The organism is Flavobacterium terrae, from assembly GCF_900142035.1.
Classification (GTDB): domain Bacteria; phylum Bacteroidota; class Bacteroidia; order Flavobacteriales; family Flavobacteriaceae; genus Flavobacterium; species Flavobacterium terrae.
On record NZ_FQZI01000002.1, the window covers coordinates 176,470 to 201,494 of the forward strand.

The window sequence follows — 25,025 nt, forward strand, 5'->3', positions numbered from 1 at the left end:
TACATAATTAGTACGTATAGGCTTTTTAATACATACGTTATGAAAAAATATCTATCACTATTCATTATAGTTATTGGTACAAGTGCTACACAAGCTCAAGATTTTACAGATGCTTTAAGATATGGTCAAACCAACCAATTAGGGACTGCTCGTTTTAGAGCATTAAGTGGCGCTATGGGAGCTCTTGGTGGAGATTTATCTGCCATTAGTGTTAATCCAGCAAGTTCTTCCATTTTTAACAACAATCAAATTTCAGTAACTCTGAGTAATTCAAATAATAAAAACAATTCAAATTATTTTGGTACAAAAAATTCAGAATCATCTAATGCTTTTGATTTAAATCAAGCTGGAGGCGTTTTTGTTTTTGAAAAAAATGGTGAGAAAAACCAATGGAATAAATTCGCATTGTCCATAAATTATGAAAACCAAAATAATTTTGATAATTCCTTATATTTCAGTGGAATCAACCCCACAAATTCTATAGATAAATATTTCCTATATTATGCTAATAGAGAAGGTGGTGTTTCAGCATTTAATTTAGATAATTATTATTACGATGAATTAACTTATGAAGAACAGCAGGCTTGGTTAGGATATCAATCATACATTATTGACACAGATCCTACTTACGACGAAAACAATAATAGATTATACACTTCTTTAGTTCCTTCTGGGGGGAATTACTATCAAGAAAAAAACATTCAAACAACAGGTTATAACGGAAAACTTACCTTTAATGCATCTGCACAATATGCTGATTGGCTGTCTATTGGCTTAAACTTAAATTCACATTTTTCAGACTTTAAAAGAAGTTCATATTTTTTCGAAAGTAACAATAACAACAATACCACAACAGATCTTGTAAAAAGAGCCTATTTTAATGAAGACTTACATACTACTGGAAATGGATTTTCTTTTCAACTTGGTGCAATATTTAAAGTAACTAATATTCTAAGACTTGGTGCAGCATATGAATCACCTACATGGTATGAGTTCACAGATGAACTAACTCAAAATGCAAAAGCCGTAAGCGGAAGCACAAATGGAGAATTAGCACCAGATTATGCAGACCCAAATGTGACTATTGTGTATGAACCTTACAATTTAAAAACTCCTGGAAAAATAACTTTAAGTGGCGCATTAGTTTTCGCAAAAGTTGGCTTATTAAGTCTTGATTATTCTTTAAAAGACTATGGTAATACAGAATTTAAACCAATTAGAGATTATAAAGGATTAAACAAAGCATTAAAAGATAATCTTGATACCAGTAAAGAATTACGTATTGGTGCTGAACATAAAATCCACCAATGGAGCTTAAGAGCTGGTTACCGTTTTGAAGAAAGTCCATATAAGGACAAAAAAATCATGGATGACCTTAAGGGATATTCTGCAGGTATAGGTTACGATTTTGGAAGAACTAAGTTAGATCTTGCTTATTCAACCGCTAAAAGAAATTATGGAGAGCAACTATTTTTGGCTGGACTTAACGATAGAGCAGCAATCAAAAACAGAATGGACAACATTATAGCTACAATTTCATTCAAATTATAAAATTTCTTACACAAAACATAAAAAGCCTTCATAATTGAAGGCTTTTTTATTTTCAACGTTTAAAAAAATCATAAACGTTAACGCTCCTTAATATAAAAAGCGTAATTTTGCACACTTTCTAAAAAATAGAACACTAAATATATGAGAACCAAGTCTTTAAAAAAGAATAAAATCAATGTTATTACCTTAGGTTGTTCAAAAAACGTTTACGACAGTGAAGTGTTAATGGGACAATTAAAAGCAAGCGGAAAAGATGTAGTACACGAGCAAGAAGGTAATATTGTAGTAATTAACACATGTGGTTTTATTAACAATGCTAAAGAAGAATCTGTAAATACCATTTTAGAGTACGTTGATAAAAAAGAACAAGGCATTGTAGACAAGGTTTTTGTAACAGGATGTTTATCTGAAAGATATCGCCCAGATTTAGAAAAAGAAATTCCAGACGTAGACAAATATTTTGGAACTACAGAACTACCTCAATTATTAAAAGCGTTAGGTGCCGATTATAAACATGAATTATTAGGAGAACGTTTAACTACAACTCCTAAAAATTATGCTTATCTAAAAATTGCTGAAGGTTGTGATAGACCTTGTAGTTTTTGTGCTATACCTTTAATGAGAGGAAAACATGTTTCTCAACCCATTGAAAAATTAGTTAAAGAAGCTGAAGGCCTTGCAGCAAATGGAGTAAAAGAGCTTATTTTGATTGCTCAAGATCTTACCTATTATGGTTTAGACTTATATAAGAAACGTAACTTAGCTGAGTTACTAGAAAACTTAGTAAAAGTTGAAGGAATTGAATGGATACGTTTACACTATGCATTTCCAACAGGTTTCCCTATGGATGTTTTAGAATTAATGAAAAACGAACCTAAAATCTGTAATTATATAGACATACCACTTCAACACATTTCTGACAATATATTAAAGTCAATGCGTCGTGGAACGACTTATGAAAAAACCACTCAGTTATTAAAAGATTTTAGATTAGCAGTTCCTGGAATGGCAATTAGAACAACACTAATCGTTGGCTATCCTGGTGAAACTGAAGAAGATTTTCAAATTCTTAAAAACTGGGTTCAAGAAATGCGTTTCGAGCGTCTTGGCTGCTTTGCTTACTCACACGAAGAAAATACTCATGCATATACATTAGAAGATGATGTGCCTGCAGAAGTTAAACAAGCAAGAGCAAATGAAATCATGGAATTACAAGCGCAAATTTCATGGGAGTTGAACCAAGAAAAAATTGGACAAACTTTTAAATGCATAGTTGACAGAAAAGAAGGTCAGTATTTTGTTGCTAGAACAGAATTTGACAGTCCAGATGTCGACAATGAAGTTTTAATTGATGCCGCTACACATTATTTAAAAACTGGCGAATTTGTAAATGTAAAAATAACTGATGCTACAGAATTTGATTTATATGGTTCACCTGTAAAATAATTTACAACCTAAATAAATACTAAAGAGCTCTTTATTGAAGGGCTCTTTTTATTACAACCAATTTCTTAACTTAAAGTTTAACATTTATTACGGAAAAACCGTAACCCAATACAATTAGATAGTTATACATTTGAATTAAGCAAATTTAACTACTATGATTCCAGAGACATTATCAGTTATTGAAAGACAAATGCTTGTCAATCAATTCAAAATCTTATCAAAGATTGGTGACCCATCTGAAAACTACGATTTAAGAATCGAGATTCTTGAGAATGGATATACTGAGAAATATTATGAAGTATTTGATGTAGCAATGGAAGAAATTCCATTAGAAATTTGTGAAGAAACAACTCAAATCTTGTTCATGTACAAACGCATTAATTCAGCAATAGAGTCGTTAAGCGAATCTGATAAGCAAGAACTAGATTTAGATGTTATAAAATTTGAAGGGTTTAATGCTAGAAGAAATCTACATTACCAATATTTTGAATTCTTAGTTGAGAAAACAGACCAATGGGATGAATATTCAGATATGTATTTTATCTCAGCTGATGAATCTCAGTTAAATAAATATAAAAAAATGCTAGATTATCAAATTTTCTTACTTGATAATGACCAATATATTCTAAGAAAAGAAGATTTGTGCCATCTAATTAACGTTGTAGCCAGTCCTAGTAATACAAATCCATTTCAGTTAGCTGTTTAACATTTAGTTATTCAAATATTATTCCTAGGATATAAAAAGTCTTCATACCAAAATGAAGACTTTTTTTTATTTAATTAATTACAAAACAAGTAATCCGTATTCTCTTAGTGCAAAAATTGGTTTTGAATACCAAAATAATTCAAATTCTTCAAACCCAAAATTATCATAATCAGTTTTAACTTCTTGATAATTCATTCTTTTATCGTTTGCTATATGAATTTTATTTAGAAGTAAAACCAACCATTCCCCTTTTTCTTTTTCAACAGATATATTAAACGTTTCTCTTTTATCATGAAATATAAGCTTCATCATTTCCCAAGAGTTCCCTTTTTTTGATTTAGTAAAAATTTCTACTGAAGGCTTACCGCCAATCCATATAATCTTAGCATTAGGCTTCGTTTGCAATTGACTTTCTTCCTCTTGTAAACAGTCGTAGATAAAATTAGAATCAATTTTAGTGTTAGGTATTTTGAAATCAAACCAATCTTGAAGTGGATATTCAAAACAAATTCCGTGCATATAATTAAATAAAGATTTCTTTAATCCAAAACTAAATTTATCATGATTAATCCCCGTTTTATCTTTAAACTGAATATCATTATTGGCAAAAGTAATATCATTTAATTGTGGTGTCACACCAAATTCTTCAGGGTTCATTCCCACAGGGCTGTGCGCGGTCATAGCAAACTGGTGCCAGAAACCAGACTGCAAAATTCCAAGTTCAAACATTTGACGAACCATTTCCAAACTATCAATAGTTTCCTGAATGGTTTGTGTTGGATAACCATACATCAAATAAGCATGAACCATAATTCCTGATTCGGTAAAGTTTCTAGTTACTTTAGCAACTTGCTCAACAGTAACTCCTTTTTTAATCAACTCCAATAAACGATCGGAAGCAACTTCTAATCCTCCAGAAACTGCAATACAACCTGAAGATTTAAGCAAAACACACAAATCAGAGGTAAAACTCTTTTCAAAACGAATATTGGTCCACCACGTCACAGTTAGATTTCTTCTTAGGATTTCTAAAGCTACCTCACGCATCAAAGCGGGTGGAGCCGCCTCATCTACAAAATGGAAACCATTTTCTCTAGTTTGAGTAATTAATTCCTCCATCCTATCCACCAATATTTTAGCGTGAATAGGCTCGTAGACTTTAATATAATCCAAAGAAATATCACAGAACGTACATTTACCCCAATAACAACCATGAGCCATGGTTAATTTGTTCCAATGACCATCACTCCAAAGACTATGCATTGGATTAGCAATTTCAATAACCGAAATATATTTATCTAATAACAAATCTGAATAATCCGGCGTCCCGACTTCACTTTGTTTATAATCGTGTCGAGAAGTATTGTTCTTATAAACTACTTCGCCGTTTTCCATAAGAAATGTTCTTTTGACTTCAATAGACTCAGTCACCTGAATCGTTTTCAACAAAAGTTCAATAGGCAATTCCCCGTCATCGAGTGTGATATAATCAAAAAACTCAAATACACGAGTGTCCTTCAAATCCCGTAATTCGGTATTAGGAAAGCCACCACCCATAGATACTTTAGTGTCTGGAAAATGGTTTTTTACATATTTAGCACAACGAAAAGCACTGTACAGATTTCCCGGAAAAGGAACAGAAAAACATACTAACTTCGGCTTAGTCTGCTCTATTTTTTGTACTAATATCTTTAAAGTAATATTATCTATATAAGTAATCTCTCCTTTGAGTGAAGTATATAATTCATCAAAAGAGTTGGCACTTCTTCCCAATCGTTCAGCATAACGACTAAATCCAAAATTTTCATCAACACATTCCACTATAAAATCTGATAAATCTTCAAGATACAATGTAGCCAAATGCTTTCCTTTGTCTTGCATTCCCATAGAACCAAAAGCCCAATCCATATCATCAAGTTGTTCAAATCTTGAGGCTTCTGGCAAGAAATTTCCGGAACAAATTTGACGTGCTAAAGTTGGATTTTTTCCTTGAAGAAATTCTATTACAGAATCAATTGTTTTTACATACTCATCCTGCAAAGCCATAATACGCTCAGAATTTAATGTCATATCCAATTCTTTGTTGGCTACTGCATCAAAAATTTCAGTCAATCCTTTTTTGGAAAACAATTCTAAAATTACCTCTATTCCCAAATCCATCTGAAAAGATGTGATGTTTTTAGTATTCAAAAATCCTTTTAAATAAGCAGTTGCTGGATACGGAGTATTCAGTTGTGTAAAAGGCGGTGTTATGAGTAGGATATCTTTCAAGAGAAATGTTTTGGCAAAGTTACACATTCCATGGTTTAATAAAAAAAGAGCAGTTATTTACTGCTCTTTTTATTTTTGGACTTTTTCTTTTTCTTTTTGGGTGCGATTAACTTCAGTTTTTCGGTCAATCTTTTTTCCGTTTCCTCGATACAATAATTATAATCATTGTTGACGATTGCCAATCTCATGTCTTTCAACAAAGCTTTTGCTTTTTTATACTCCTGTTTTCTTTCGAACAATTGGATTTTTTTCAATTGCAATTCGGCTTTATTGCTTCCTTTAACGGTCATGGCGAATTCGATTAACTTTTCTGCCTCGTCATAATCTTCATTCAACAATAAGGTTTCGATATAATAAGCGTATACTTCCAAAGCATTGACATTAATTGCCAACGCTTTTTGGAAATAGCTTTTCGCCTCTTCGAATTGCAACAATTGTTCGGTGTATACACGTCCGTACAAGCACAATGCCATAGTATTTTTATCATCATAAGACAAGGCATAATCCAATGATTCGATGGTTTCCTCCAACGAATACGGATAATTGTCCAATGCCTGAAACAAGTATTTATCTATAGATTTCATCTTTCAATTCTTTTTTAAACCGCTGTCGATCGGTTTTGTTATTCTTTTCTTCTTTTGTTTTTTTGAAGTCGGTCCCTTTGAATGTTCGCACAGGATTACCTCTTTCGATTTGCATCTGGTTCATCCATTGCTTTTGAAACTCCCTTTTAATCAGTTCCACATTGACCACTTCCAATTTTTCGAACAAACGTTCCTTCGCCAGTTTTTTATTCTGGTGTTGCGAGCGCGAGTCCATAGCTACCACCGAAGTACCCGTTGGTACGTGTGTTGCTCGGATAGCCGAACTCACTTTGTTCACATTTTGGCCTCCTGCCCCGCTACTACGCATGGCTTGGTATTGAATCTCTTTTTCGTGAAAAGCCGCTTGTTTAGGTTTTTTCACTTCAAAAATTCCGATGAACCAATTTTTGCGTTTGTGCATTTTTCGGAATTGGCTTTGACCGATCCATTGGATAGTTCCTTTCCACGAAGCGGCGAATTCGGCAGCATTCTTACCTTCCAATGCCACCAATGCCGATTCGATGGTACCGTTTTCGTTACCCTGTTCCCGATCAATTACGGTAGCACTTAAGCTACAATCTTGAGCTTCCTCCAGTACTTTTTTAAGCACTTGGGCGACAACCCAAGTGCATTCTGCAGGACCTCTTCCTGCGGTTATTTGTATGATAGTGTCCATTTTTATTTATCCATTCTCACAATTTTGGGTGTGAAAGTTCCCATTACGTTGACTAATTCTTTTTGCAATTCAATTACCGTATTGATATTCTTATAGGCCATTGGTGCTTCGTCTATATTTCCGCCGATTAATTGCACTTCATGTTTTTTCAATTCCTTTTTAATATCACTTTGGGTGAATGTTGCTTTACATTTGGCGCGAGAGAACAAACGTCCGGCGCCGTGAGAAGCCGAGTTTAGACTTTCCGGATTTCCCTTACCCATTACGATAAACCCCGGAGCCGTCATAGAACCCGGAATGATTCCCAATTGGCCTTCGCTTGCTGGAGTCGCCCCCTTTCGGTGCACGATACACTCTTTACCGTTGACCATTTCCTTCCACGCGAAATTGTGGTGGTTTTCGATGGTAGTTACGATACGTTTTCCCAGCGCTTTTGCGATACGTCTGTGAATATCATCGTGACAGGCTTTAGCATATTCACCAGCTAAATTCATAGCCATCCAATATTCCTGACCGTCATGCGTATTCAAATCGAGCCAAGCCAAATGCTGCACCTGTTTCGGCAGCGGACATTGCTTAGTGGCCAGATACGTGTAATGTTTGGCGATGTTAGTGCCCAATCCGCGGGAGCCACTGTGAGACAAAACCGCCAGGTATTCGCCCGGGAGTAATTTCCATTCGGGCAAAACCGTATCCAGTTTTGCGATACCAAATTCAACGAAATGATTACCGCCTCCCGAAGTTCCCAACTGCTTGTAGGCTTTACCCAACAAGTTTTTCAAAAGCGGAATATCTTTGAATTCACTTCTGCTGAACACTTCATGATCCGCTTTGATCTTGTGCGTTTCGGTCATACCGAATTTAGTATGCTCGCTCAAAATCGCTTTCAGTTGGTCATCTTTACCTTTCAGAAAAGAAGCTGGTAAATCAAAGACAGACAAACTCATTCGGCAGCCGATATCGACACCTACTCCGTATGGAATTACGGCATTATCTGTGGCCAATACACCACCAATTGGCAAGCCGTAACCCGAATGCGCATCGGGCATCAAAGCACCTGAAACGGCGATAGGCAATTTCAATGCATCGTACAATTGGAATTTGGCCTGTTCGTCAATTTCATTTTCACCAAAGATGGAGAAAGGAGCGCGAGTGGTGTTCAACTGATGCATTCTAACCTGCACCGGATTGATTAAACCTTCTGCTACTTTGCCCCAAGTACCGTGACCTTTGAATTTTTCAGGTGCCAAGAGTACTTCTTTTGCTTCGGTTAAAATGCTGGCTTTCTTTTCTTTTTTTCTATATCTGTTAATTTGCCCTAAGGCAATGTTTATTGCGTTATTTTTAGGGAAACCCAATTGAATTAGGTCTCTCCCTGATAATTTATTTCCCATGATTTTGTTGCTAAAAATTTCTATTGTTGCCTAATGACAATGCATAGGCAAATCATTTTATTCGTTACGAATAAATAACAATCGGTGTTCGGGAAGTAATTGTGAAGTGTGTAGAATATACAAAAAAGCCCGAAACTAAATGTCTTCGGGCTTTTTCATATATTTTGATTTAAATCGCTACGATTGAAATAAGCCACGAAGAAAAGCTACACCACGTACTGATGAGTTGCTTTGAGATGTTAAGTTGAATACAAACATTTTTCTTCGTTTTTAAGAGTTAATTATTACGGCACAAATTTTTAGAAAACTTTTTCAAATTTCCAAATTTCTTACAAATTATTTTTTTTAAAATGATAAGAAGACGTTAAAATAAAATCGTCGAATACCTCAATTTAGTACATTTACAAAAAATAAAAAAAATGCCAACCGACTGTATCAGCTACCAAAATTCAGGATATTTTTCAAAACTCATCATCGATTATTTAAATCAGAAACCCGAATTACAGTCGTTATACCATCGGCTTCCCACGGCAGAAAACTTTCTTCCTCAAATTGAGGAGAAAGGCAATAATTTTCCAGTTGAAAACCGAAAAGTATTAGTTGAAAGTCTGTTACAACAATATACCAACTTCACCTTATCCGACACTTCTTTGCACAACATCGAATTGTTAAAACAGCCCAATACCTTTACAATTACCACCGGTCATCAATTGAATTTATTCACAGGTCCGTTGTATTTCCTTTATAAAATTGTTTCAACTATTAATTTATCCAAACAATTAAAAGCTAAATACCCCAATTATCATTTTGTTCCCGTGTATTGGATGGCGACTGAGGATCATGATTTTGAAGAGATCAATCACTTTACATTCAAAACAACCAAGATAAAATGGAATAAAGACAGTAAAGGGCCAGTTGGGCGATTGTCAACTCAAGGATTGGAAGAAGTGTATGCACAATTTGAAAAAGAACTGGGTGTTGGTGACTATGCCAAGTATTTGAAAGAGTCATTTAAAAAGGCCTATTTAGAACATGCAACATTAGCCGATGCCACTCGGTTTTTGGCCAATGAATTATTCAAGGAGGAAGGTTTGGTCATTGTCGATGGAGATGATGTGAATTTGAAACAACTCTTTGCTCCCTATGTTAAAAGAGAGTTATTAGAGCAAGCTTCCTTTCAAAACGTTACCGCAACGAATAAAGCATTAGCACACTATGACATTCAGGTAAATCCGAGAGAGATCAATTTATTTTATATAGAAGACAATCTTCGGGAACGAATTGTATTCGAAGAAGGTAAATATAGTATCAACACTACCAAAACAACATTCACAGAAAGTGATATCTTGGCTGAGTTGGAAAACCATCCGGAGAAATTCAGTCCGAATGTTATTTTACGACCGTTGTATCAAGAAGTTATCTTACCGAATTTATGCTATATTGGTGGTGGCGGTGAAATCGCTTATTGGCTACAATTGAAATCCAATTTTGAGAGCAATGGCGTTACATTTCCTGTTTTACTGGTTCGAAATTCAGTAGTGATTGCTACAGCAAAACAAGTGCAGAAGATTGACAAACTGGATTTAAGTTGGTCCGATTTATTTACAAAACAGCACGATTTGATACGTAAAAAAACCAAAGAACTTTCCAGTCTGACGATTGATTTCTCGGAGCAAAAAGAATTTTTAAAGCAACAATTCATTACGTTAAACGACATTGCCAAGCGAACTGACCCTTCCTTTATTGGAGCAGTAAAAGCCCAAGAAGCAAAGCAAATCAAAGGTTTGGAGAATTTGGAAAAGCGATTATTAAAAGCTGAGAAGAGAATTTTAAGCAATCAATTGGAACGAATTTCGATGATTCAAAATGAACTATTCCCTAATGGAGGACTTCAGGAACGCAAACAGAATTTTTCAGAATTTTATCTTGAAAATGGCGATCAGTTGATTTCTAAATTACTCTCTGAACTCAATCCGTTAGATAAAGATTTCACCCTATTGATTGTGTAAAACCCTAACTTAAAAATTCAATCTCCAAATCCAAAGATTATTTATAACTTTCGATTGCACAAAATCGAAAAATGAGTACACCAATTTATATACTGGGCACCGGATTATCTCATGATGGTTCTGCGGTATTACTGAAAGACGGAAAAGTTTGCGTAGCTATTGAAAAAGAGCGCATTACAAGAGTTAAACACGATGGTGGTAACGATACCGATGCGATTCAGTACTGTTTGGATGCTGAAAACATTACAATTGACGACATTAGTTTAGTTGTACAAAGCGAGAACTTCTCAATACCATCACGAGAGCGATTTAAAGGAAAACGTCTTTTTGCGGAAAAATCCACTCTGGAAATCATCACAATATCGCACCACCTTGCTCATGCTTATAGTGCTATTGGCACATCCTCTTTTACCGAATGTGCCGTTATGGTTATAGATGGTTGCGGGAGTCCACTCGAACAGTTTTTACAATTAAACCCTGAAGAAAAAGACACTGTTCCGGCACATTATTTGACGGCTAATGTAATGCTTTGTGAAAAAGATAGTTTTTACTATTACAATGGAACCGAATTAAAAACCCTATATAAAGATTTCAGTCCGATGGCTGAAGTAAGAGAAAATCAATTAAAACTACCCACCACTCGACATTCTATTGGAGGTTTTTATGCAGCAGTAAGCCATTATGTATTTGGCAATATGGACGATGTTGGCAAATTAATGGGATTGGCACCGTATGGAAATTCCGGAGTATTTGAAATGGAAGCCTTTTATTTTGAAGATCAGAATATCTATGTTTCAGACGATTGGAAAGCAGTGCTGAACAATCCCTCTGAAGGATATGATTATTTCAAAGCTCATTTTTCCTATTATGCCGATGTTGCAAAATGGGCACAAGAACAAGTAGAAAAAGCAGTTTTGAAATGCATTACCCAACGCTACACTCTATTTTCCCATCCCAACCTTTGTTATTCTGGAGGAGTTGCTTTGAATGCTGTAGCCAATGCTAAATTGCAGGATACGAACTTAGCCCAAAATATCTATTGGGAGCCCGCTGCCGCTGATAACGGATTGGCATTAGGATGTGCATTTTACGGTTGGCTTCACCATTTAAAAATGCCCAAAATCCCACATCAAGGTTCGACCTGTTTTGGAAAAAAATACAGTGAAAATGAAATCAAACTTGCAATACAGAAAGTAGATAGTAAAAATTACAATATGAATTATTTTCAGGATGAAGATGAGTTATTACAACATTGTGCTACGAACATTGCGAAAGGAAAAACAATTGCCTGGTTTCATGGAGAATCTGAATTTGGTCCAAGAGCGCTAGGTAGACGTAGTATTTTGGCGCATCCCGGCATAAAAGGAATGAAACAACATATTAATAGAAACATTAAATTCAGAGAAGACTTTCGCCCTTTTGCTCCTGCAGTACCTGAAGAAAAAGTAGAAGAGTATTTTGAAAATGGTAGAAAAAGTCCATATATGATTTTAGTCGATAAAACTCGTGAAAAATATATCGATTTACTCCAAAATACCACTCATGAAGACGGTTCTGCGAGAGTACAAACAGTTAATAAACATTGGAATGAGCGTTTCTATAAACTTATTGAATATTTTGAAAAAGAATCTGGAATAGCTGTACTTTTAAATACTAGTTTAAACAGACGAGGTATGCCTATGGTCGAAACTCCAGATCAGGCAATTGCTTTTTTTGAAGAAACCGCACTTGATATTTTGGTTTTGGAAAATTTTGTAATTAAAAAAAGTAGTTTTTTAAATATCTTTTAAAAAAATAGTCATTTTGGCGATTATTTTTGCATTTATATCGATTAAACACACAAAGCCTCAACATAATCCATAATTAAATATACTTTTGCGGCCGATTTAAAAAGACATTTTTATAACAAATAAATAATCTTATGTTAAAAAAATTAGTATTTATAAGCCTAGTATCTTTTACATTATTATCATTTTACAGAGTTGGTAATCCAGTACTTGAAATTGTTAAAGTTGAGGGAGGATCATTTATGATGGGATCTAAAGACGATAACCGCATTGCCGAAAATGACGAACAAAAACAACACGAAGTTAAATTAAAATCTTTTGAGATTAACAAACTTGAAGTTACAGTTTGGGAATGGAAAGACTACTGCAAAAAAAATAATAAAAAAATGCCTTTAACCCCATTTTGGGGATGGAATGACAACAATCCCATTACAAATATCACTTGGTTTGAAGCTGTTGAATATTGCAATTGGCTAAGTAAAATTGAAGGTTTAAAAGCGGCTTATACTTTTGCTGGTCCAAATGTAAAGTGTGACTTTACTGCTAATGGGTACCGTTTACCAACTGAAGCAGAATGGGAATTTGCTGCTAAAGGTGGAAAAAAATCAAAAGGAAACATTTTTGCTGGTTCAAATAATTCAAACGATATTGCCTGGTGGATTAAAAACAGCGAAAGAAAACCACATGCTGTGGGGACAAAACTACCTAATGAACTAGGTATTTATGACATGAGTGGTAATGTATGGGAATGGTGTTGGGACTGGTACAATAAAGACTACTATAAAACAGAAGATAGTAACAATCCATGTGGTCCTATTCGTGGAGAGAAAAAATCTGTTCGTGGAGGATCTTGGGATAGCCAAGAAAATTATTTAAGAACTGCTAATCGAATTAGTACAGATCCAAGTAAAACAAATGAGTTTTATGGTTTTAGATTAGCTAGAACTATTAACTAAAATAACATTAAAACTTTTCTTTCAGATTGATTAAAAAGTTATACTTTTGCACGCAAATTAAAAAAGGAAAAAATGGCAAGTAATAGAACTTTTACTATGATCAAACCGGATGCGGTTGAAAAAGGAAACATCGGTGGAATTTTAAATATGATTACTGAAGGTGGTTTCAGAATTGTATCAATGAAATTAACACAATTAACTGTGGCTGATGCTCAGAAATTTTATGCTGTTCACTCAGAAAGACCTTTCTTTGGTGAATTAGTAGAATTCATGACAAGAGGTCCAATCGTAGCTGCTATCTTAGAAAAAGATAACGCTGTTGAAGATTTCCGTACTTTAATTGGTGCTACTAATCCAGCTGATGCTGCAGAAGGAACAATCCGTAAAAAATATGCTACTTCAATTGGAGAAAATGCAGTACACGGTTCTGACTCTGATGAAAATGCTGCTATTGAAGGTGCTTTTCACTTTGCAGGTAGAGAAATGTTCTAATCAAACATATATTATATAAAAAGGCCGTTCAAATGAACGGCCTTTTTTATTATTTATACTTTTCAAAAATCCCTTGAACCACTTCGTCCGTTTGAGCAAATCGAACTTTTTTCTCTACTGTTTTTGGAGGCGCTACTCTTTCAGCACAATCATTAATTCTACACGATTCACAAGTTATTCCTACTTCACGTCTTTTACTATTTTCATCGTTCAAGAAAGCAATTTTAGAAGATGAATTAGGAGTAATCATAATTCCAAAACCTATACTTCTATAATATCCATTTTTAAAAGGATCTTTTGTTGCCGAAGACATTGTAAAATATTCTACCCCACTATGTGTATAGGATGATATTTGAGTATCAAACAAGTGTTCTTTAACTAGATTCGGAATTTCTTTTATGGTTTTTAAAGAAATCCATCTTCTACAATAATGCTCATAACTCTCATTAGCATGAGGTTCTAACAAATTTGTGATATGCAATTCTTTAGTCAACTTAATATCACTTTTATCTGGCTTATAACTAAAACGAAGAAAAAATAGATTCTTTAGATTGAAATCTTTAGGTAAAATGTTAGTTAAGCGTTGATAAAATGTTTCTGGCGAATCTGTATACTCAGCAATTAAATTTTGAAATTCAATAGAGTCAAATGTTTTCTTCTCAAAAAAATCTTTCAGTTTTTTTACTAAAGGTTTTCTTGGAATCAATAAAGCACCTGCAAAATAGGATGCCAAGAAATTATTCAACACCTGATCAAAACGTTCAAACTTAATCCATGAAAAAGTGTACAATCTATCCGTAATATTTAAATAATTATACGCAATCTCTTTAGCATAAATAAACATTCTTTGCGACTCATCAGTTTCAGATGAAACCAATAATGTTTTTGAGCTTGGAACAAAAACAGAACGAAGATTAATTAATTCCTTATGTTGAGATAATTCATCGTTATTTATAGTATAACCATACTCTTCAATCAAAATTTCTTCTAGCTCCTGAATAGATAATCTTTTATTTAAATCTATTGAATAGGCTTTTGCAAACTTCTCAACTTGACTTTCAATTTCATCAAAATAATTATTATTTGCTTCCTGATAAGAGCGGAGTGCTGCCAAGAAAAAACTTTCGCGAGTTAGATTATAATGTTTAGCTATTTCAAATAATGTGCTGATAAAGGCATTAACCTTCACAGGCGCTTCTGCAATAATATCAATCAAATCACTTTCTTTAATTCCAAACAACTCCAGCGGAATTTCCTTCAATATATTTGATTGCAATATTTCACCAATTGGCGCCAAATTTTTATCAAGTTTTAAAGAAACCAAATGGTCATAATTGGACTCTAATGCTTCGGCAAGTAATAATATTTTATCACGTTTTGGATACTTTTTCCCTTTTTCAATTTCATTAAGATAAGACTTAGACAAACCTGTCATTTTAGCCAAGCCAAATAAAGACAGATTTTTTTCTGTACGCATCTGCTTCATCTTCAAACCAAAAATCAATCGGATATATTCTTCTTCAATCATTATAAATACTGATATTATTACTTACAAACAAAGATATAACTTTTAATGAATTTTGCAATTTGAAAATATTTTGCGAACGTTCGCTTGTTTTGTAAAAATTAATTTTATAAGTTTGTTCGCATAAAACTAAATAAACGCAAAAATGGAATTAGCAATCAATCAAAACTACAAGGTAAAAAACCAACATACCTTCAAAGACATACTTACTGAGGAGGCGTTAGCTTTCTTAGAAGCTTTACACAAAAACTTCAATCAAAGTAGAATTGAGCTTTTAGAAAAAAGAGAAATTCAACAAGAAATTTTCAATTCGGGTGAAAGCCCTGTTTTCCCATTGGAAACAAAAAATGTAAGAAACACTGCTTGGACAGCCGCAAAAATTCCTGATGCCTTATTAGATAGAAGAGTTGAAATAACAGGACCTGTTGATCGCAAAATGGTAATTAATGCTTTAAACTCAGGCGCTAAAACTTTTATGGCAGATTTTGAAGATAGCTGCTCACCTACTTGGAGCAATTTAATGGAAGGGCAACAAAATTTAAGAGATGCCATCAACAAAACCATTGACTTTGAACAAAATGGTAAAAAATATAGCTTAAATGAAAAAACAGCAGTATTGTTAGTTCGACCACGTGGATTACATTTAGAAGAAAAAAACATTTCTTTTGAAGGAGAATTAGCTTCAGGATCATTAGTTGATTTTGGATTATTTTTCTTCCACAATGCAGAAAATTTAATCGCAAATGGAGTTGGCCCATACTTCTATTTGCCCAAATTAGAACACTACGAAGAAGCTCGCTGGTGGAATGATGTTTTTGTTTTTAGCCAAGAATATCTAGGAATTAAACAAGGTACAATTAAAGCCACAGTACTTATTGAAACAATAACGGCAAGCTTTCAACTAGATGAAATTATATACGAACTAAAAGAACATATTGCTGGTTTAAATTGTGGTCGTTGGGATTATATATTCTCATACATCAAAAAACTTAAAAATCATAAAAACTTTATCGTTCCTGATAGAGATCAAATCACTATGACAAGTCCGTTTATGAGTGCTTATTCGTTGAGAGTAATTCAAATTTGTCATAAACGCAACATATTAGCAATTGGTGGAATGGCTGCCCAAATTCCCATCAAAAACAACGATGAAGCAAACAAAATAGCTTTTGCCAAAGTAATTGCAGACAAAGAAAGAGAAGTAAAAAATGGACATGACGGAACATGGGTAGCACATCCAGCATTAGTTCCAATAGCCATGAAAGTTTTTAATGACAATATGCTTACAAAAAACCAAATGCATATTAGAAGAAATGAAATAAGCATTACCGAAGAGCAATTACTAGAAGTTCCTCAAGGAACAATTACATTAAACGGAATTAAAAAGAACATTAACATAGGCATACTTTATATTGAATCTTGGCTAAGCGGAACAGGAGCAGCAGCATTATACAATTTAATGGAAGATGCTGCAACAGCAGAAATCTCTAGAGCTCAAATTTGGCTTTGGCTTAAAAGAAATATTGTTTTAGAGGATGGTAAAACATTCACTCCTCATCTTCTAAAAGAATTAACAGAAATAGAATTGATAAAAATCAAAGAAGATCTAGGAGAAGAAAAATATAATAAAGGAAGATTCGAATTGGCAGCAGAACTATTCACTGAGATGTCATTAAGAAAAGAACTAGATGATTTCTTAACCACAATAGCATACAAATACTTATAAAAAACTGCCAGATGCGGCAACATCTGGCAATTACATTCAAATAATTAATAATAACTATCTAAAGCACAACAAAATTATGAAAACTGAAGAAAGAATTCAACAATTAGTAACTGAATGGACTACTAACCCAAGATGGAAAGGAATTGAAAGACCTTATACTGCTGAAAAAGTAGTAGAACTACAAGGCTCTTATCAAATCGAACATTCCATAGGTCGTCGTGGTTCAGAAATACTATGGAAAAAATTACATTCTCAGGATTGGGTAGCCGGACTAGGTGCTATGACAGGAAATCAGGCTATTCAAGAAGTAGAAGCTGGATTAGAAGCAATATATTTAAGTGGTTGGCAAGTAGCTGCTGATGCTAACTTGGCTGGCGAAATGTACCCAGACCAATCGTTATACCCTGCTAACAGTGTACCACAAGTAGTAAAAAGAATCAACAACGCTTTATTACGCGCAGATCAAATTCAGTCTGTAAATAAAGTAGAAAATAAAAAAGACTATCTAGTTCCTATCGTAGCTGATGCAGAAGCAGGATTTGGAGGAAATCTAAATGCCTTCGAATTAATGAAGGGAATGATTGAAGCTGGTGCTGCGGGTGTACATTTTGAAGACCAATTATCTTCTGCCAAAAAATGTGGTCATTTGGGCGGAAAAGTATTAGTACCCACTCAAGAAGCAATAAACAAATTAGTCGCTGCTCGTTTAGCTGCTGATGTTATGAATGTTCCAACTTTGATTGTTGCTCGAACTGATGCTGATGCTGCCAATTTATTAACAAGTGACATTGATGACAGAGATAGAGAATTCATCACTGGTGAGAGAACTCCTGAGGGATTTTTCTATGTTAATGCAGGATTAGAACAAGGAATTAGCCGAGGATTATCATACGCTCCTTATGCAGATTTGATTTGGTTAGAAACCTCAACTCCAGACATTACAGAAGCTAGAAAATTTGCTGAAGCTATTCACGCACAATATCCAGGTAAACTATTAGCTTACAACTGTTCTCCATCATTCAACTGGGCAGCTAAATTGAGTGTAGAAGAAATGGAAACTTTCCGCGAAGATTTAGCAGCCTTAGGATATAAATTCCAATTCATTACTCTAGCAGGATTTCATGCTTTAAACACTTCAATGTTTGAATTAGCTTTAGCGTATAAGAAAAAAGGAATGGCAGGTTATTCAGAATTACAACAAAAAGAATTTGCGTTACAAGCAGAAGGCTTTAGAGCAGTGAAACATCAAAACTTTGTTGGTACAACTTATTTTGACGAAGTACAAAATGCTGTTACAGCAGGTTTAGCTTCTACTGTAGCAATGAAAGATTCGACAGAAACTGCGCAATTTTAATTTTTTGGTTAATAAAAATGCCCCACAAAATGGGGCATTCTTTATTTTAAAACAACATCTTTTACGACTTCCCTTCCGAGTTCTTCATTGATCATCTTAATGATTTTATCTTTTCCATAACTCAGTTCTTCTCGTAAAACCGATGAAGTTAATTCGACATATAAAGTTGAACCTTTAAGCAATACATTTCTAGTATAATTATTTACTCCATTTCCCATAAGGTTTTTCCACGCATCAGCCACAGAAATTTGATTTAAGCCTTTATCTAATTTATTAGCTTCAATAATTTCCTTTAAAATATCGCTTATAGAACTTTCGTTACTCAGCCTTTTTGCCATAGTGAGGTAATGAATTTATATTAACTTTTTTATAATAAAAATTTGCACCTTCTTTTGATTCTAAAACCAATAAACTATCAGATAGTTCAATAACAGTTTCTGAATGCTTACCAAAATTTGAAGAAAAATCTAAAACCAATTCACCTTCTTTTTCTGAAGCAACCATTTTTTCTTGTAAATCATCTACTAAAAAAGTTCCCATAGGTTGCCATCTTACTTTTTTATGAAAACCTACTTTGTTTTTAATATCAAAATATTCATAGTTTTCATTAACAGGATAGTCCTTCTCATCTCCTTGAGCAGTTTCTACCTTTGATATTTGCCAATATCCTTTAATTTTATCTATACTATTTATAGTTACTTTATCCTTACAAGAAAAAACAACTAAACACGCTAACAAAATAATACTCTTTTTCATATTGTAAAATTAACACATTAGGTTAAACCTTTTTGAAAAATTATAGTCTAAATTTGAAATAACTAAAACTACCAAAATGAAACTATTTTATCTTTTAAGCTTTGTCTTTTTAGGAATCGTGAGTTGCAGTTCTGATGACGAAACTACAACAGCGCCCTCACAACCAACACCAGAGGAAAGTATGTATTTTCCACCTAACAATTCTTCTGTGTGGGAGACAAAAACAATTGCTTCTCTAAACTGGAATCAATCTGCAGTTCAACCATTATTAGATTACCTAGAACTAAAACATACTAAATCATTTATAATTTTAATAAATGGTAGAATTGTAATGGAAAATTACTTCAATAATCATGCTTCATCTTCATTGTGGTACTGGGCAAGTGCAGGAAAAACACTAACATCAACAGTTACAGGAATAGCACAACAGGAGAACTTTTTAAACATCAACAATAAAGTCTCAACATACATTGGTAACGGATGGACAATTGAAACTTTAGCTCAAGAAAATTTAATTACATGTAAACATTTATTAAGTATGTCTTCGGGTTTAGATGATGCGCTAGGAGACAATGTTGATCCAAGTAACTTACAATATAAAGCCGATGCTGGAACAAGATGGGCATATCATAATGTTTATGTTAAGCTACAAGATGTAGTAGCACAAGCAACCAATCAAACTTGGAGCAACTATTTCAACACAAAACTTAGAGATAAAATTGGCATGAACGGAAGCTGGTTTCAAAGTGGAGACAATTCAGTTTATTGGAGTGACACAAGAAGTATGGCTAGATTCGGCTTGTTAGCACTTAATAAAGGAAACTGGAATGGTACTCAAATAATCAACACCAATTATTTCAATGAAGCAACGACAACTTCACAAAATATAAATCAATCATACGGATATCTTTGGTGGCTCAACGGAAAATCAAGTTACCATTTACCTCAAAGTCAGTTACAATTTAATGGAAGTATAATTCCTGCTGGGCCCGCTGATATGTATATGGCACTTGGTAAAAATGATCAAAAAATTTATGTTGTTCCAAGCAAAAAAATGGTAGTGATTAGAATGGGAGACGCTGCTGATAGTGTTAATCCGGCCTTATCAGATTTTGACAACACTCTTTGGCAAAAAATAAATGCACTATATCAATAGTGCATTTATTTTTTTAATCTATAAATATTTTTAAGAGCTAATCCAATTAATAACAACTTCGTCGATAGGTAGTGTTTGAGGCGATAACACTTTATCTAAATGGCCTTTTTCATTTATTAAGTATTTCTGAAAGTTCCATTCAACTTTATTTTCTTCAATACCGTTTTTAGCTTTTGAAGTTAAAAACTGATACAAAGGATGCATTGATTCTCCTTTTACAGAAATTTTTTCCATCATAGGAAAATTAACTCCATAATTTTTAGAACAAAAAGCAGCAATATCTGCATTGCTTCCCGGTTCTTGATTTGCAAAATCATTTGATGGAAAACCTATTACAACAAAGTTTTTACCCTTAAACTCATCATACAACGCTTGTAATTGTTCATACTGAGGAGTTAAACCACATTCTGAAGCGGTGTTTACAATCATTACTTTTTTCCCTTTTAATGAGGCTAAATCAAACTCTTTTCCAGAAATGTCATTGACTTTGAATTGATAAATGTCCTCACCAGCTGTGTTTTCTTGAATTGATTCCACGTTTACTGCTTTGTTTTTAATACTGTCTTCTTGGTTTTTACAACTAAATGTAACAACCGCCATTAATGCTACAATAAGTAATTTCTTTTTCATGGTTATTTGTTTTTTTCAATTAGCTTGCGTCTAATATAAACAATTATCGAAAACGTTAAGAAAAAAACTAACACATATCCATAAATTTTAACATTTTGTTTTTCACCAGAAGCATATGAATGTAAACCGCTTAAGTGAAAATTAACTCCGAAGTAAGTCATTAATATTGAAGCAAATGCTAAAACACTCATAAAATTATAGATGAACTTACCACGCAAAACTGGAACAAAACGCATATGAATAACAAATGCATACACCATAATACTAATTAATGCCCAAGTCTCCTTAGGGTCCCATCCCCAATAACGACCCCAACTTTCGTTTGCCCACTGACCACCTAAAAAGTTTCCTATGGTAAGCATCACTAAACCAACAGTTAAAGCCATTTCATTGATATAAGTAATCTCTTTGATATTGAGATCCATTACTTTTTTATTCTCTTTTGTAGTAAACAACATCAACAACATAGCAACTAAGCCCAAAATTGCTCCCAATGCAAAAGGCCCATAACTTGCTACAATTACTGCCACATGTATCATTAACCAATACGAATTTAGTACAGGTTGTAGATTTGCAATTTCAGGATCCATCCAATTCCAATGTGCCACCATTAATATCATTGCAGCAACAAATGCAGTAGATGCTACAGTTAATTTAGATTTTCTACCAAAAGCTAATCCAAAAAACATAATAGACCATCCCACATAAATCATTGATTCGTATGCATTACTCCAAGGCGCATGTCCAGAAATATACCAACGTGCGATTAAACCTGCTGTATGCAATAAAAATAATAAAGCGATTATAGCATGAAACACATTAATTGTTATTGAAACCCATTTCTTTTTATTAAAGATGTAAACTATAACAAAAACAAACATTAGTAAACCTGCATAGATATACCAAGAGTATAATTTTTTGAATACATCATATTTGTTATAAGCAATTTCTAAGTCAATTTGCTTATCTGTAGGACGCACTTCATATCCATACTTTTTTTGATACTTTTCTAAACCAACAACTAAACTATTAGCTAGTTTGTAATCTTTAGAAAATGAAGCTTTATCTAATGAGTTCAAATAAAAGGGCAATACATTTTTTACTGTGTCAAGAGCTGTATTGGTAGACTCATTCAGCTCTAAATAACTTAGCCACTTATTGTTTTTATCATAAGGTTTTGGAAATATTTTCAATATTTGCCCACTTAAAGCAGAATATAAAAGATTAACTTTTTTATCTGCATCAATAAAATCTTTCTCAAACTGACTTGGTACAGCAGCTTTGTATGCTTTATCCAACTGATTTGTAAGCTTATAATTTCCTTTCGCATCAAAGAAGTCAATCATTTTTGCATACTTAACATCCTTTTCGATACCAATTAATTTTCTGATACTATCATTTCCTCTTTTTAAGTAGATAACTGGCACTTCATACCAAACTTGTGGAAATTGTGTAATTGATAAAAACACCTGATCAGCATTCATGTCTTTATACGTATCACTTTTACTTACCTTACGAAGTAATTCAGATGAAAAAGTATTAATTGGCTTCATACGACCTCCAGCATCCTGAATTACTAATCGCCCAAATTTTTCAGCATGCTCTGCCGGTACTAAAAACTTATTTAATAAAGAATCTATTTGTTTTTCGGTCACTTTTTGGTGTGCATGATTATCATGTTGTGCAAAAGCCCCCAAAGACAATAAAAATAAAACTACAGTCAGTGATGCTTTTTTAATACGCACTTTATCCAACTTTTCTTTAAGCTCACCAAAGCGAGAATACTTAGTAAATAAAATTGCCATCATTCCTAAGTATAGTAGAAAATATCCAATATACGTTATCCAAGTTCCCCAGAAATCATGGTTAACTGATAATTTTGTTCCTTTTTCATCTGGATCAAAACCAGCTTGAAAAAATCTATATCCTTTGTGGTCTAAAATATTATTCATAAAAATTCGAGCATCAAATGGTTTCTCGTCTAGAATCGTTACTTGACTTTCAAAAGCAGAATAACTCTTTTCAGTCCCAGGATATTTAGAAGCAATAAATTTGTTTAATTTAACTTTAAAAGGGAGCTCATATACTTTACTTCCAAAAATAACTGTATAATCTAAGTCACCAATTTTAAAACTTTGTGGCTCGCTTATCTTTCCTTTTGAACCTAATAAAGTGATGGTTTTTTCCTGATTTTGGTTGGAAATTTTCAACACCACAGCATCATCTAATTCTTTATCTTTGTAGTTCCCGTTTGACTTGTACTCCTTCACTCCTTTTATGGATGCTTCAGGAAAAACAAATTGAGCACCACCCACATTATATAGTGAACGATACATTAAATCTGCTTTAGCATCCTTAACAACATTACCTTTAAACTGATCTGCCATACGCATAAAATTACCATCAAAAGGAGTCTCTATTGAAGATCCTTTATCATTTATAGTAATATTTACCGCTCCATTGGTGTATTTATTAAGTGCAAATAATATATTGTGAATACTTTGAACTTCACCTTCTTTTAAGTAATGTTCATGACGACCACCTTCTCCTGCTTCAACCATTTTTAGATAAAGAATACCTTTATCATCTTGTTTTATGGTCTCTTTAGCCCCCATCACATAATCAACTAATTCAACTTTGAAAGGAATATTGCTAAATTGGTATTCATCTGTAAACGTATTATCTACTGCGGCAGAAAGTAATAATGGTTTTTCAAAAGTTCTTCTTTTAGTTTCTCCTTCATGTTGCCCATCAACATACATTGTTAAATAAGTTCTATCCGAATAAAACTGATTCTCTGTTGCTCCCTCTCTTATGGGCATCATTCCTTCATAACTTATGTATCTTGTTACAAAAGCCCCTAAAAGAATTAAAATAAAAGACAAATGAAGTGTTAAAGTTGCCCACTTTTCTTTTTTATACAGTTGATATCTTTTAATGTTTCCTAGAAAGTTAATCATGAAGAAAAACATAATTACTTCGAACCACCACGAATTATAAATTATTATTCTAGCTGTATCTGTATTATATGCGTCTTCGATAAAAGTTCCTGCTGCCATGGCTGCCGCAAATACTATGAATAAAACAGCCATTAGCTTTGTCGAGAATAGAAAGGAGAATATTTTTTTGTCCATTATTTTGGATAAGTTTTTTTTAGCGGAACAAAAATACTCAATTTGTTATTGTTAAGCGCTAAACAATGGAACTTTATGGTGTTAAAAAAAACAAAAAATGAGGTTATTATTACGGATTGCAAATCCTCGTTATATATGATGAAATCATTTTCTTTTGTCTTGAAACAAAAGAAACAAAATTACTCATACTATTTTTTAGCCTAAGGATTTCTTAAATCTTCGATTTCAAGTCTTGTTTTCTCAGTGGTCTGATTTTGTTTTCATTTCTAAAAGAAAAGAACTTGTCTTACAGACTTCAAACGACTTTTCTTTTTAACAGAATGTCAACCATCAGACACTCCACCTGCGAAAACTAGGACGGTATTTATTGTTATTGTTTTGGCTTCGGCTATGCTCAGCCATCAATTTAATCACAAAAAGGATATTAAAATTCATTTTAATACTTGAAGTACACTTGCCGGATTAATCCCCATATAAGAACAAAACTCATCGACTGTTATTGCCTGATGTTTTTGTTTATTATGCAATTCTCTTATTTTCATAATAATATTACGGCTTTGTCTTTCGCTCTTACCAGTTATTTGTTGAATGTCTTTTGCGTATATACAAATTCTTTTCATTCTGAATATCGATTAAAATTTTATTCAATTCTTTTTTGTCATTTCTTCGGCTTATGCTCGGAGTACAGTCGGAGTATCATCGACTTTAACTCGGAGTATAGTCCTAGTATGAATATGTTGTTTTACACACTTATTAATCACACCAATAATTATGCTAATTTTATATTATTTTTCTTACGATTTATTATAATTAACTTTTATTTAAATTTTACTGCAAAAAGTTGCAATTCTCTGCAATAAAAGGCGATATCG

General features: G+C 33.4%; 20 protein-coding genes. 10 read left to right on the forward strand and 10 right to left on the reverse strand.

The window, feature by feature from the left end; all coding sequences use genetic code 11:
- The first annotated feature begins 39 nt into the window (after nt 1–39).
- From BUC09_RS05075 to BUC09_RS05085, 3 genes are all read left to right on the forward strand, one after another.
- Entirely contained in the window at nt 40–1,551 is a 1,512-nt protein-coding gene (locus tag BUC09_RS05075) for an OmpP1/FadL family transporter (RefSeq protein WP_073309321.1), read from the forward strand.
- A 141-nt stretch (nt 1,552–1,692) separates the two neighbouring features.
- Nucleotides 1,693–2,997, forward strand: coding sequence for a 30S ribosomal protein S12 methylthiotransferase RimO (gene rimO, locus BUC09_RS05080; RefSeq protein ID WP_073309323.1), 1,305 nt, complete (start codon nt 1,693–1,695; stop codon nt 2,995–2,997).
- Between the two features lie 154 nt (nt 2,998–3,151).
- Nucleotides 3,152–3,703, forward strand: a complete 552-nt coding sequence (locus BUC09_RS05085) for a YfbU family protein (RefSeq protein WP_073309325.1) — start codon at nt 3,152–3,154, stop codon at nt 3,701–3,703.
- A gap of 78 nt (nt 3,704–3,781) precedes the next feature.
- Here the strand turns inward: BUC09_RS05085 and BUC09_RS05090 are convergent, their stop codons facing one another.
- The 4 genes from BUC09_RS05090 to BUC09_RS05105 are packed head-to-tail and all read right to left on the reverse strand — an operon-like array spanning nt 3,782 to nt 8,628.
- On the reverse strand, nt 3,782–6,001 hold the full coding sequence (locus BUC09_RS05090; protein WP_073309327.1) for a B12-binding domain-containing radical SAM protein: 2,220 nt from the start codon (nt 5,999–6,001) through the stop codon (nt 3,782–3,784).
- Nucleotides 6,002–6,027: 26 nt separating this feature from the next.
- Nucleotides 6,028–6,558 carry a tetratricopeptide repeat protein gene (locus tag BUC09_RS05095; protein ID WP_073309329.1) on the reverse strand — a complete coding sequence of 177 codons (531 nt, stop codon included), beginning with the start codon at nt 6,556–6,558 and terminating at the stop codon, nt 6,028–6,030.
- Nucleotides 6,542–7,234, reverse strand: a complete 693-nt coding sequence (gene prfH / locus BUC09_RS05100; protein WP_073309331.1) for a peptide chain release factor H — start codon at nt 7,232–7,234, stop codon at nt 6,542–6,544. The genes BUC09_RS05095 and prfH overlap by 17 nt, the downstream gene beginning before the upstream one ends.
- Nucleotides 7,235–7,236: 2 nt before the next feature.
- The gene (locus BUC09_RS05105) at nt 7,237–8,628 is read right to left on the reverse strand and encodes an RtcB family protein (RefSeq protein ID WP_073309333.1); all 1,392 of its coding nucleotides are present in this window, start codon (nt 8,626–8,628) and stop codon (nt 7,237–7,239) included.
- A gap of 419 nt (nt 8,629–9,047) precedes the next feature.
- Between BUC09_RS05105 and bshC the strand changes: the two genes are divergently transcribed.
- The 4 genes from bshC (at nt 9,048) to BUC09_RS05125 (ending at nt 13,872) form a co-directional block, all read left to right on the forward strand.
- Nucleotides 9,048–10,637 (forward strand): bacillithiol biosynthesis cysteine-adding enzyme BshC, encoded by a 1,590-nt coding sequence (gene bshC / locus BUC09_RS05110; RefSeq protein ID WP_073309335.1) that lies wholly within the window; start codon nt 9,048–9,050, stop codon nt 10,635–10,637.
- Between the two features lie 71 nt (nt 10,638–10,708).
- Complete coding sequence (locus BUC09_RS05115; protein ID WP_073309337.1) at nt 10,709–12,427, forward strand: carbamoyltransferase family protein; 1,719 nt, start codon at nt 10,709–10,711, stop codon at nt 12,425–12,427.
- A gap of 131 nt (nt 12,428–12,558) precedes the next feature.
- Nucleotides 12,559–13,380: a formylglycine-generating enzyme family protein gene (locus tag BUC09_RS05120; protein WP_073309339.1), complete on the forward strand. Its 822-nt coding sequence runs from the start codon at nt 12,559–12,561 to the stop codon at nt 13,378–13,380.
- A gap of 72 nt (nt 13,381–13,452) precedes the next feature.
- On the forward strand, nt 13,453–13,872 hold the full coding sequence (locus BUC09_RS05125; RefSeq protein ID WP_073309341.1) for a nucleoside-diphosphate kinase: 420 nt from the start codon (nt 13,453–13,455) through the stop codon (nt 13,870–13,872).
- Nucleotides 13,873–13,921: 49 nt separating this feature from the next.
- Here BUC09_RS05125 and BUC09_RS05130 read toward each other — a convergent pair whose 3' ends face one another.
- On the reverse strand, nt 13,922–15,400 hold the full coding sequence (locus BUC09_RS05130) for a helix-turn-helix domain-containing protein (RefSeq protein WP_200778476.1): 1,479 nt from the start codon (nt 15,398–15,400) through the stop codon (nt 13,922–13,924).
- 142 nt (nt 15,401–15,542) lie between these two features.
- Here BUC09_RS05130 and aceB point away from each other — a divergent pair, with 142 nt between their 5' ends.
- A complete protein-coding gene (gene aceB, locus BUC09_RS05135; protein WP_073309345.1) occupies nt 15,543–17,123 on the forward strand; it encodes a malate synthase A in 1,581 nt (526 codons plus the stop codon).
- A 76-nt stretch (nt 17,124–17,199) separates the two neighbouring features.
- The gene (gene aceA, locus BUC09_RS05140) at nt 17,200–18,477 is read left to right on the forward strand and encodes an isocitrate lyase (protein ID WP_073309347.1); all 1,278 of its coding nucleotides are present in this window, start codon (nt 17,200–17,202) and stop codon (nt 18,475–18,477) included.
- Between the two features lie 41 nt (nt 18,478–18,518).
- Here the strand turns inward: aceA and BUC09_RS05145 are convergent, their stop codons facing one another.
- Together BUC09_RS05145 and BUC09_RS05150 are read right to left on the reverse strand one after the other, a co-directional pair.
- Nucleotides 18,519–18,815, reverse strand: coding sequence for a DciA family protein (locus tag BUC09_RS05145; protein WP_073309349.1), 297 nt, complete (start codon nt 18,813–18,815; stop codon nt 18,519–18,521).
- Complete coding sequence (locus BUC09_RS05150; RefSeq protein ID WP_073309351.1) at nt 18,796–19,233, reverse strand: hypothetical protein; 438 nt, start codon at nt 19,231–19,233, stop codon at nt 18,796–18,798. Before BUC09_RS05150 ends, BUC09_RS05145 begins: the two co-directional genes overlap by 20 nt.
- 76 nt (nt 19,234–19,309) lie before the next feature.
- Here BUC09_RS05150 and BUC09_RS05155 point away from each other — a divergent pair, with 76 nt between their 5' ends.
- Complete coding sequence (locus tag BUC09_RS05155) at nt 19,310–20,389, forward strand: serine hydrolase domain-containing protein (RefSeq protein ID WP_073309352.1); 1,080 nt, start codon at nt 19,310–19,312, stop codon at nt 20,387–20,389.
- 30 nt (nt 20,390–20,419) lie between these two features.
- Here the strand turns inward: BUC09_RS05155 and BUC09_RS05160 are convergent, their stop codons facing one another.
- The 3 genes from BUC09_RS05160 to BUC09_RS05170 all read right to left on the reverse strand — a co-directional run bounded on the left by BUC09_RS05160 (nt 20,420) and on the right by BUC09_RS05170 (nt 24,773).
- Nucleotides 20,420–21,019: a glutathione peroxidase gene (locus tag BUC09_RS05160; protein ID WP_073309354.1), complete on the reverse strand. Its 600-nt coding sequence runs from the start codon at nt 21,017–21,019 to the stop codon at nt 20,420–20,422.
- 2 nt (nt 21,020–21,021) lie between these two features.
- A complete protein-coding gene (gene ccsA / locus BUC09_RS05165; RefSeq protein WP_084127115.1) occupies nt 21,022–24,153 on the reverse strand; it encodes a cytochrome c biogenesis protein CcsA in 3,132 nt (1,043 codons plus the stop codon).
- A gap of 431 nt (nt 24,154–24,584) precedes the next feature.
- Nucleotides 24,585–24,773: a hypothetical protein gene (locus BUC09_RS05170; RefSeq protein ID WP_073309358.1), complete on the reverse strand. Its 189-nt coding sequence runs from the start codon at nt 24,771–24,773 to the stop codon at nt 24,585–24,587.
- Nucleotides 24,774–25,025 lie beyond the last annotated feature (252 nt).

Coding starts and splice junctions, on each gene's coding strand:
- BUC09_RS05075 (WP_073309321.1), top strand. CDS start 40: ATGAAAAAATATCTATCACTATTCATTATAGTTATTGGTACAAGTGCT.
- rimO (WP_073309323.1), top strand. CDS start 1,693: ATGAGAACCAAGTCTTTAAAAAAGAATAAAATCAATGTTATTACCTTA.
- BUC09_RS05085 (WP_073309325.1), top strand. CDS start 3,152: ATGATTCCAGAGACATTATCAGTTATTGAAAGACAAATGCTTGTCAAT.
- BUC09_RS05090 (WP_073309327.1), bottom strand. CDS start 6,001: ATGTGTAACTTTGCCAAAACATTTCTCTTGAAAGATATCCTACTCATA.
- BUC09_RS05095 (WP_073309329.1), bottom strand. CDS start 6,558: ATGAAATCTATAGATAAATACTTGTTTCAGGCATTGGACAATTATCCG.
- prfH (WP_073309331.1), bottom strand. CDS start 7,234: ATGGACACTATCATACAAATAACCGCAGGAAGAGGTCCTGCAGAATGC.
- BUC09_RS05105 (WP_073309333.1), bottom strand. CDS start 8,628: ATGGGAAATAAATTATCAGGGAGAGACCTAATTCAATTGGGTTTCCCT.
- bshC (WP_073309335.1), top strand. CDS start 9,048: ATGCCAACCGACTGTATCAGCTACCAAAATTCAGGATATTTTTCAAAA.
- BUC09_RS05115 (WP_073309337.1), top strand. CDS start 10,709: ATGAGTACACCAATTTATATACTGGGCACCGGATTATCTCATGATGGT.
- BUC09_RS05120 (WP_073309339.1), top strand. CDS start 12,559: ATGTTAAAAAAATTAGTATTTATAAGCCTAGTATCTTTTACATTATTA.
- BUC09_RS05125 (WP_073309341.1), top strand. CDS start 13,453: ATGGCAAGTAATAGAACTTTTACTATGATCAAACCGGATGCGGTTGAA.
- BUC09_RS05130 (WP_200778476.1), bottom strand. CDS start 15,400: ATGATTGAAGAAGAATATATCCGATTGATTTTTGGTTTGAAGATGAAG.
- aceB (WP_073309345.1), top strand. CDS start 15,543: ATGGAATTAGCAATCAATCAAAACTACAAGGTAAAAAACCAACATACC.
- aceA (WP_073309347.1), top strand. CDS start 17,200: ATGAAAACTGAAGAAAGAATTCAACAATTAGTAACTGAATGGACTACT.
- BUC09_RS05145 (WP_073309349.1), bottom strand. CDS start 18,815: ATGGCAAAAAGGCTGAGTAACGAAAGTTCTATAAGCGATATTTTAAAG.
- BUC09_RS05150 (WP_073309351.1), bottom strand. CDS start 19,233: ATGAAAAAGAGTATTATTTTGTTAGCGTGTTTAGTTGTTTTTTCTTGT.
- BUC09_RS05155 (WP_073309352.1), top strand. CDS start 19,310: ATGAAACTATTTTATCTTTTAAGCTTTGTCTTTTTAGGAATCGTGAGT.
- BUC09_RS05160 (WP_073309354.1), bottom strand. CDS start 21,019: ATGAAAAAGAAATTACTTATTGTAGCATTAATGGCGGTTGTTACATTT.
- ccsA (WP_084127115.1), bottom strand. CDS start 24,153: ATGGACAAAAAAATATTCTCCTTTCTATTCTCGACAAAGCTAATGGCT.
- BUC09_RS05170 (WP_073309358.1), bottom strand. CDS start 24,773: ATGAAAAGAATTTGTATATACGCAAAAGACATTCAACAAATAACTGGT.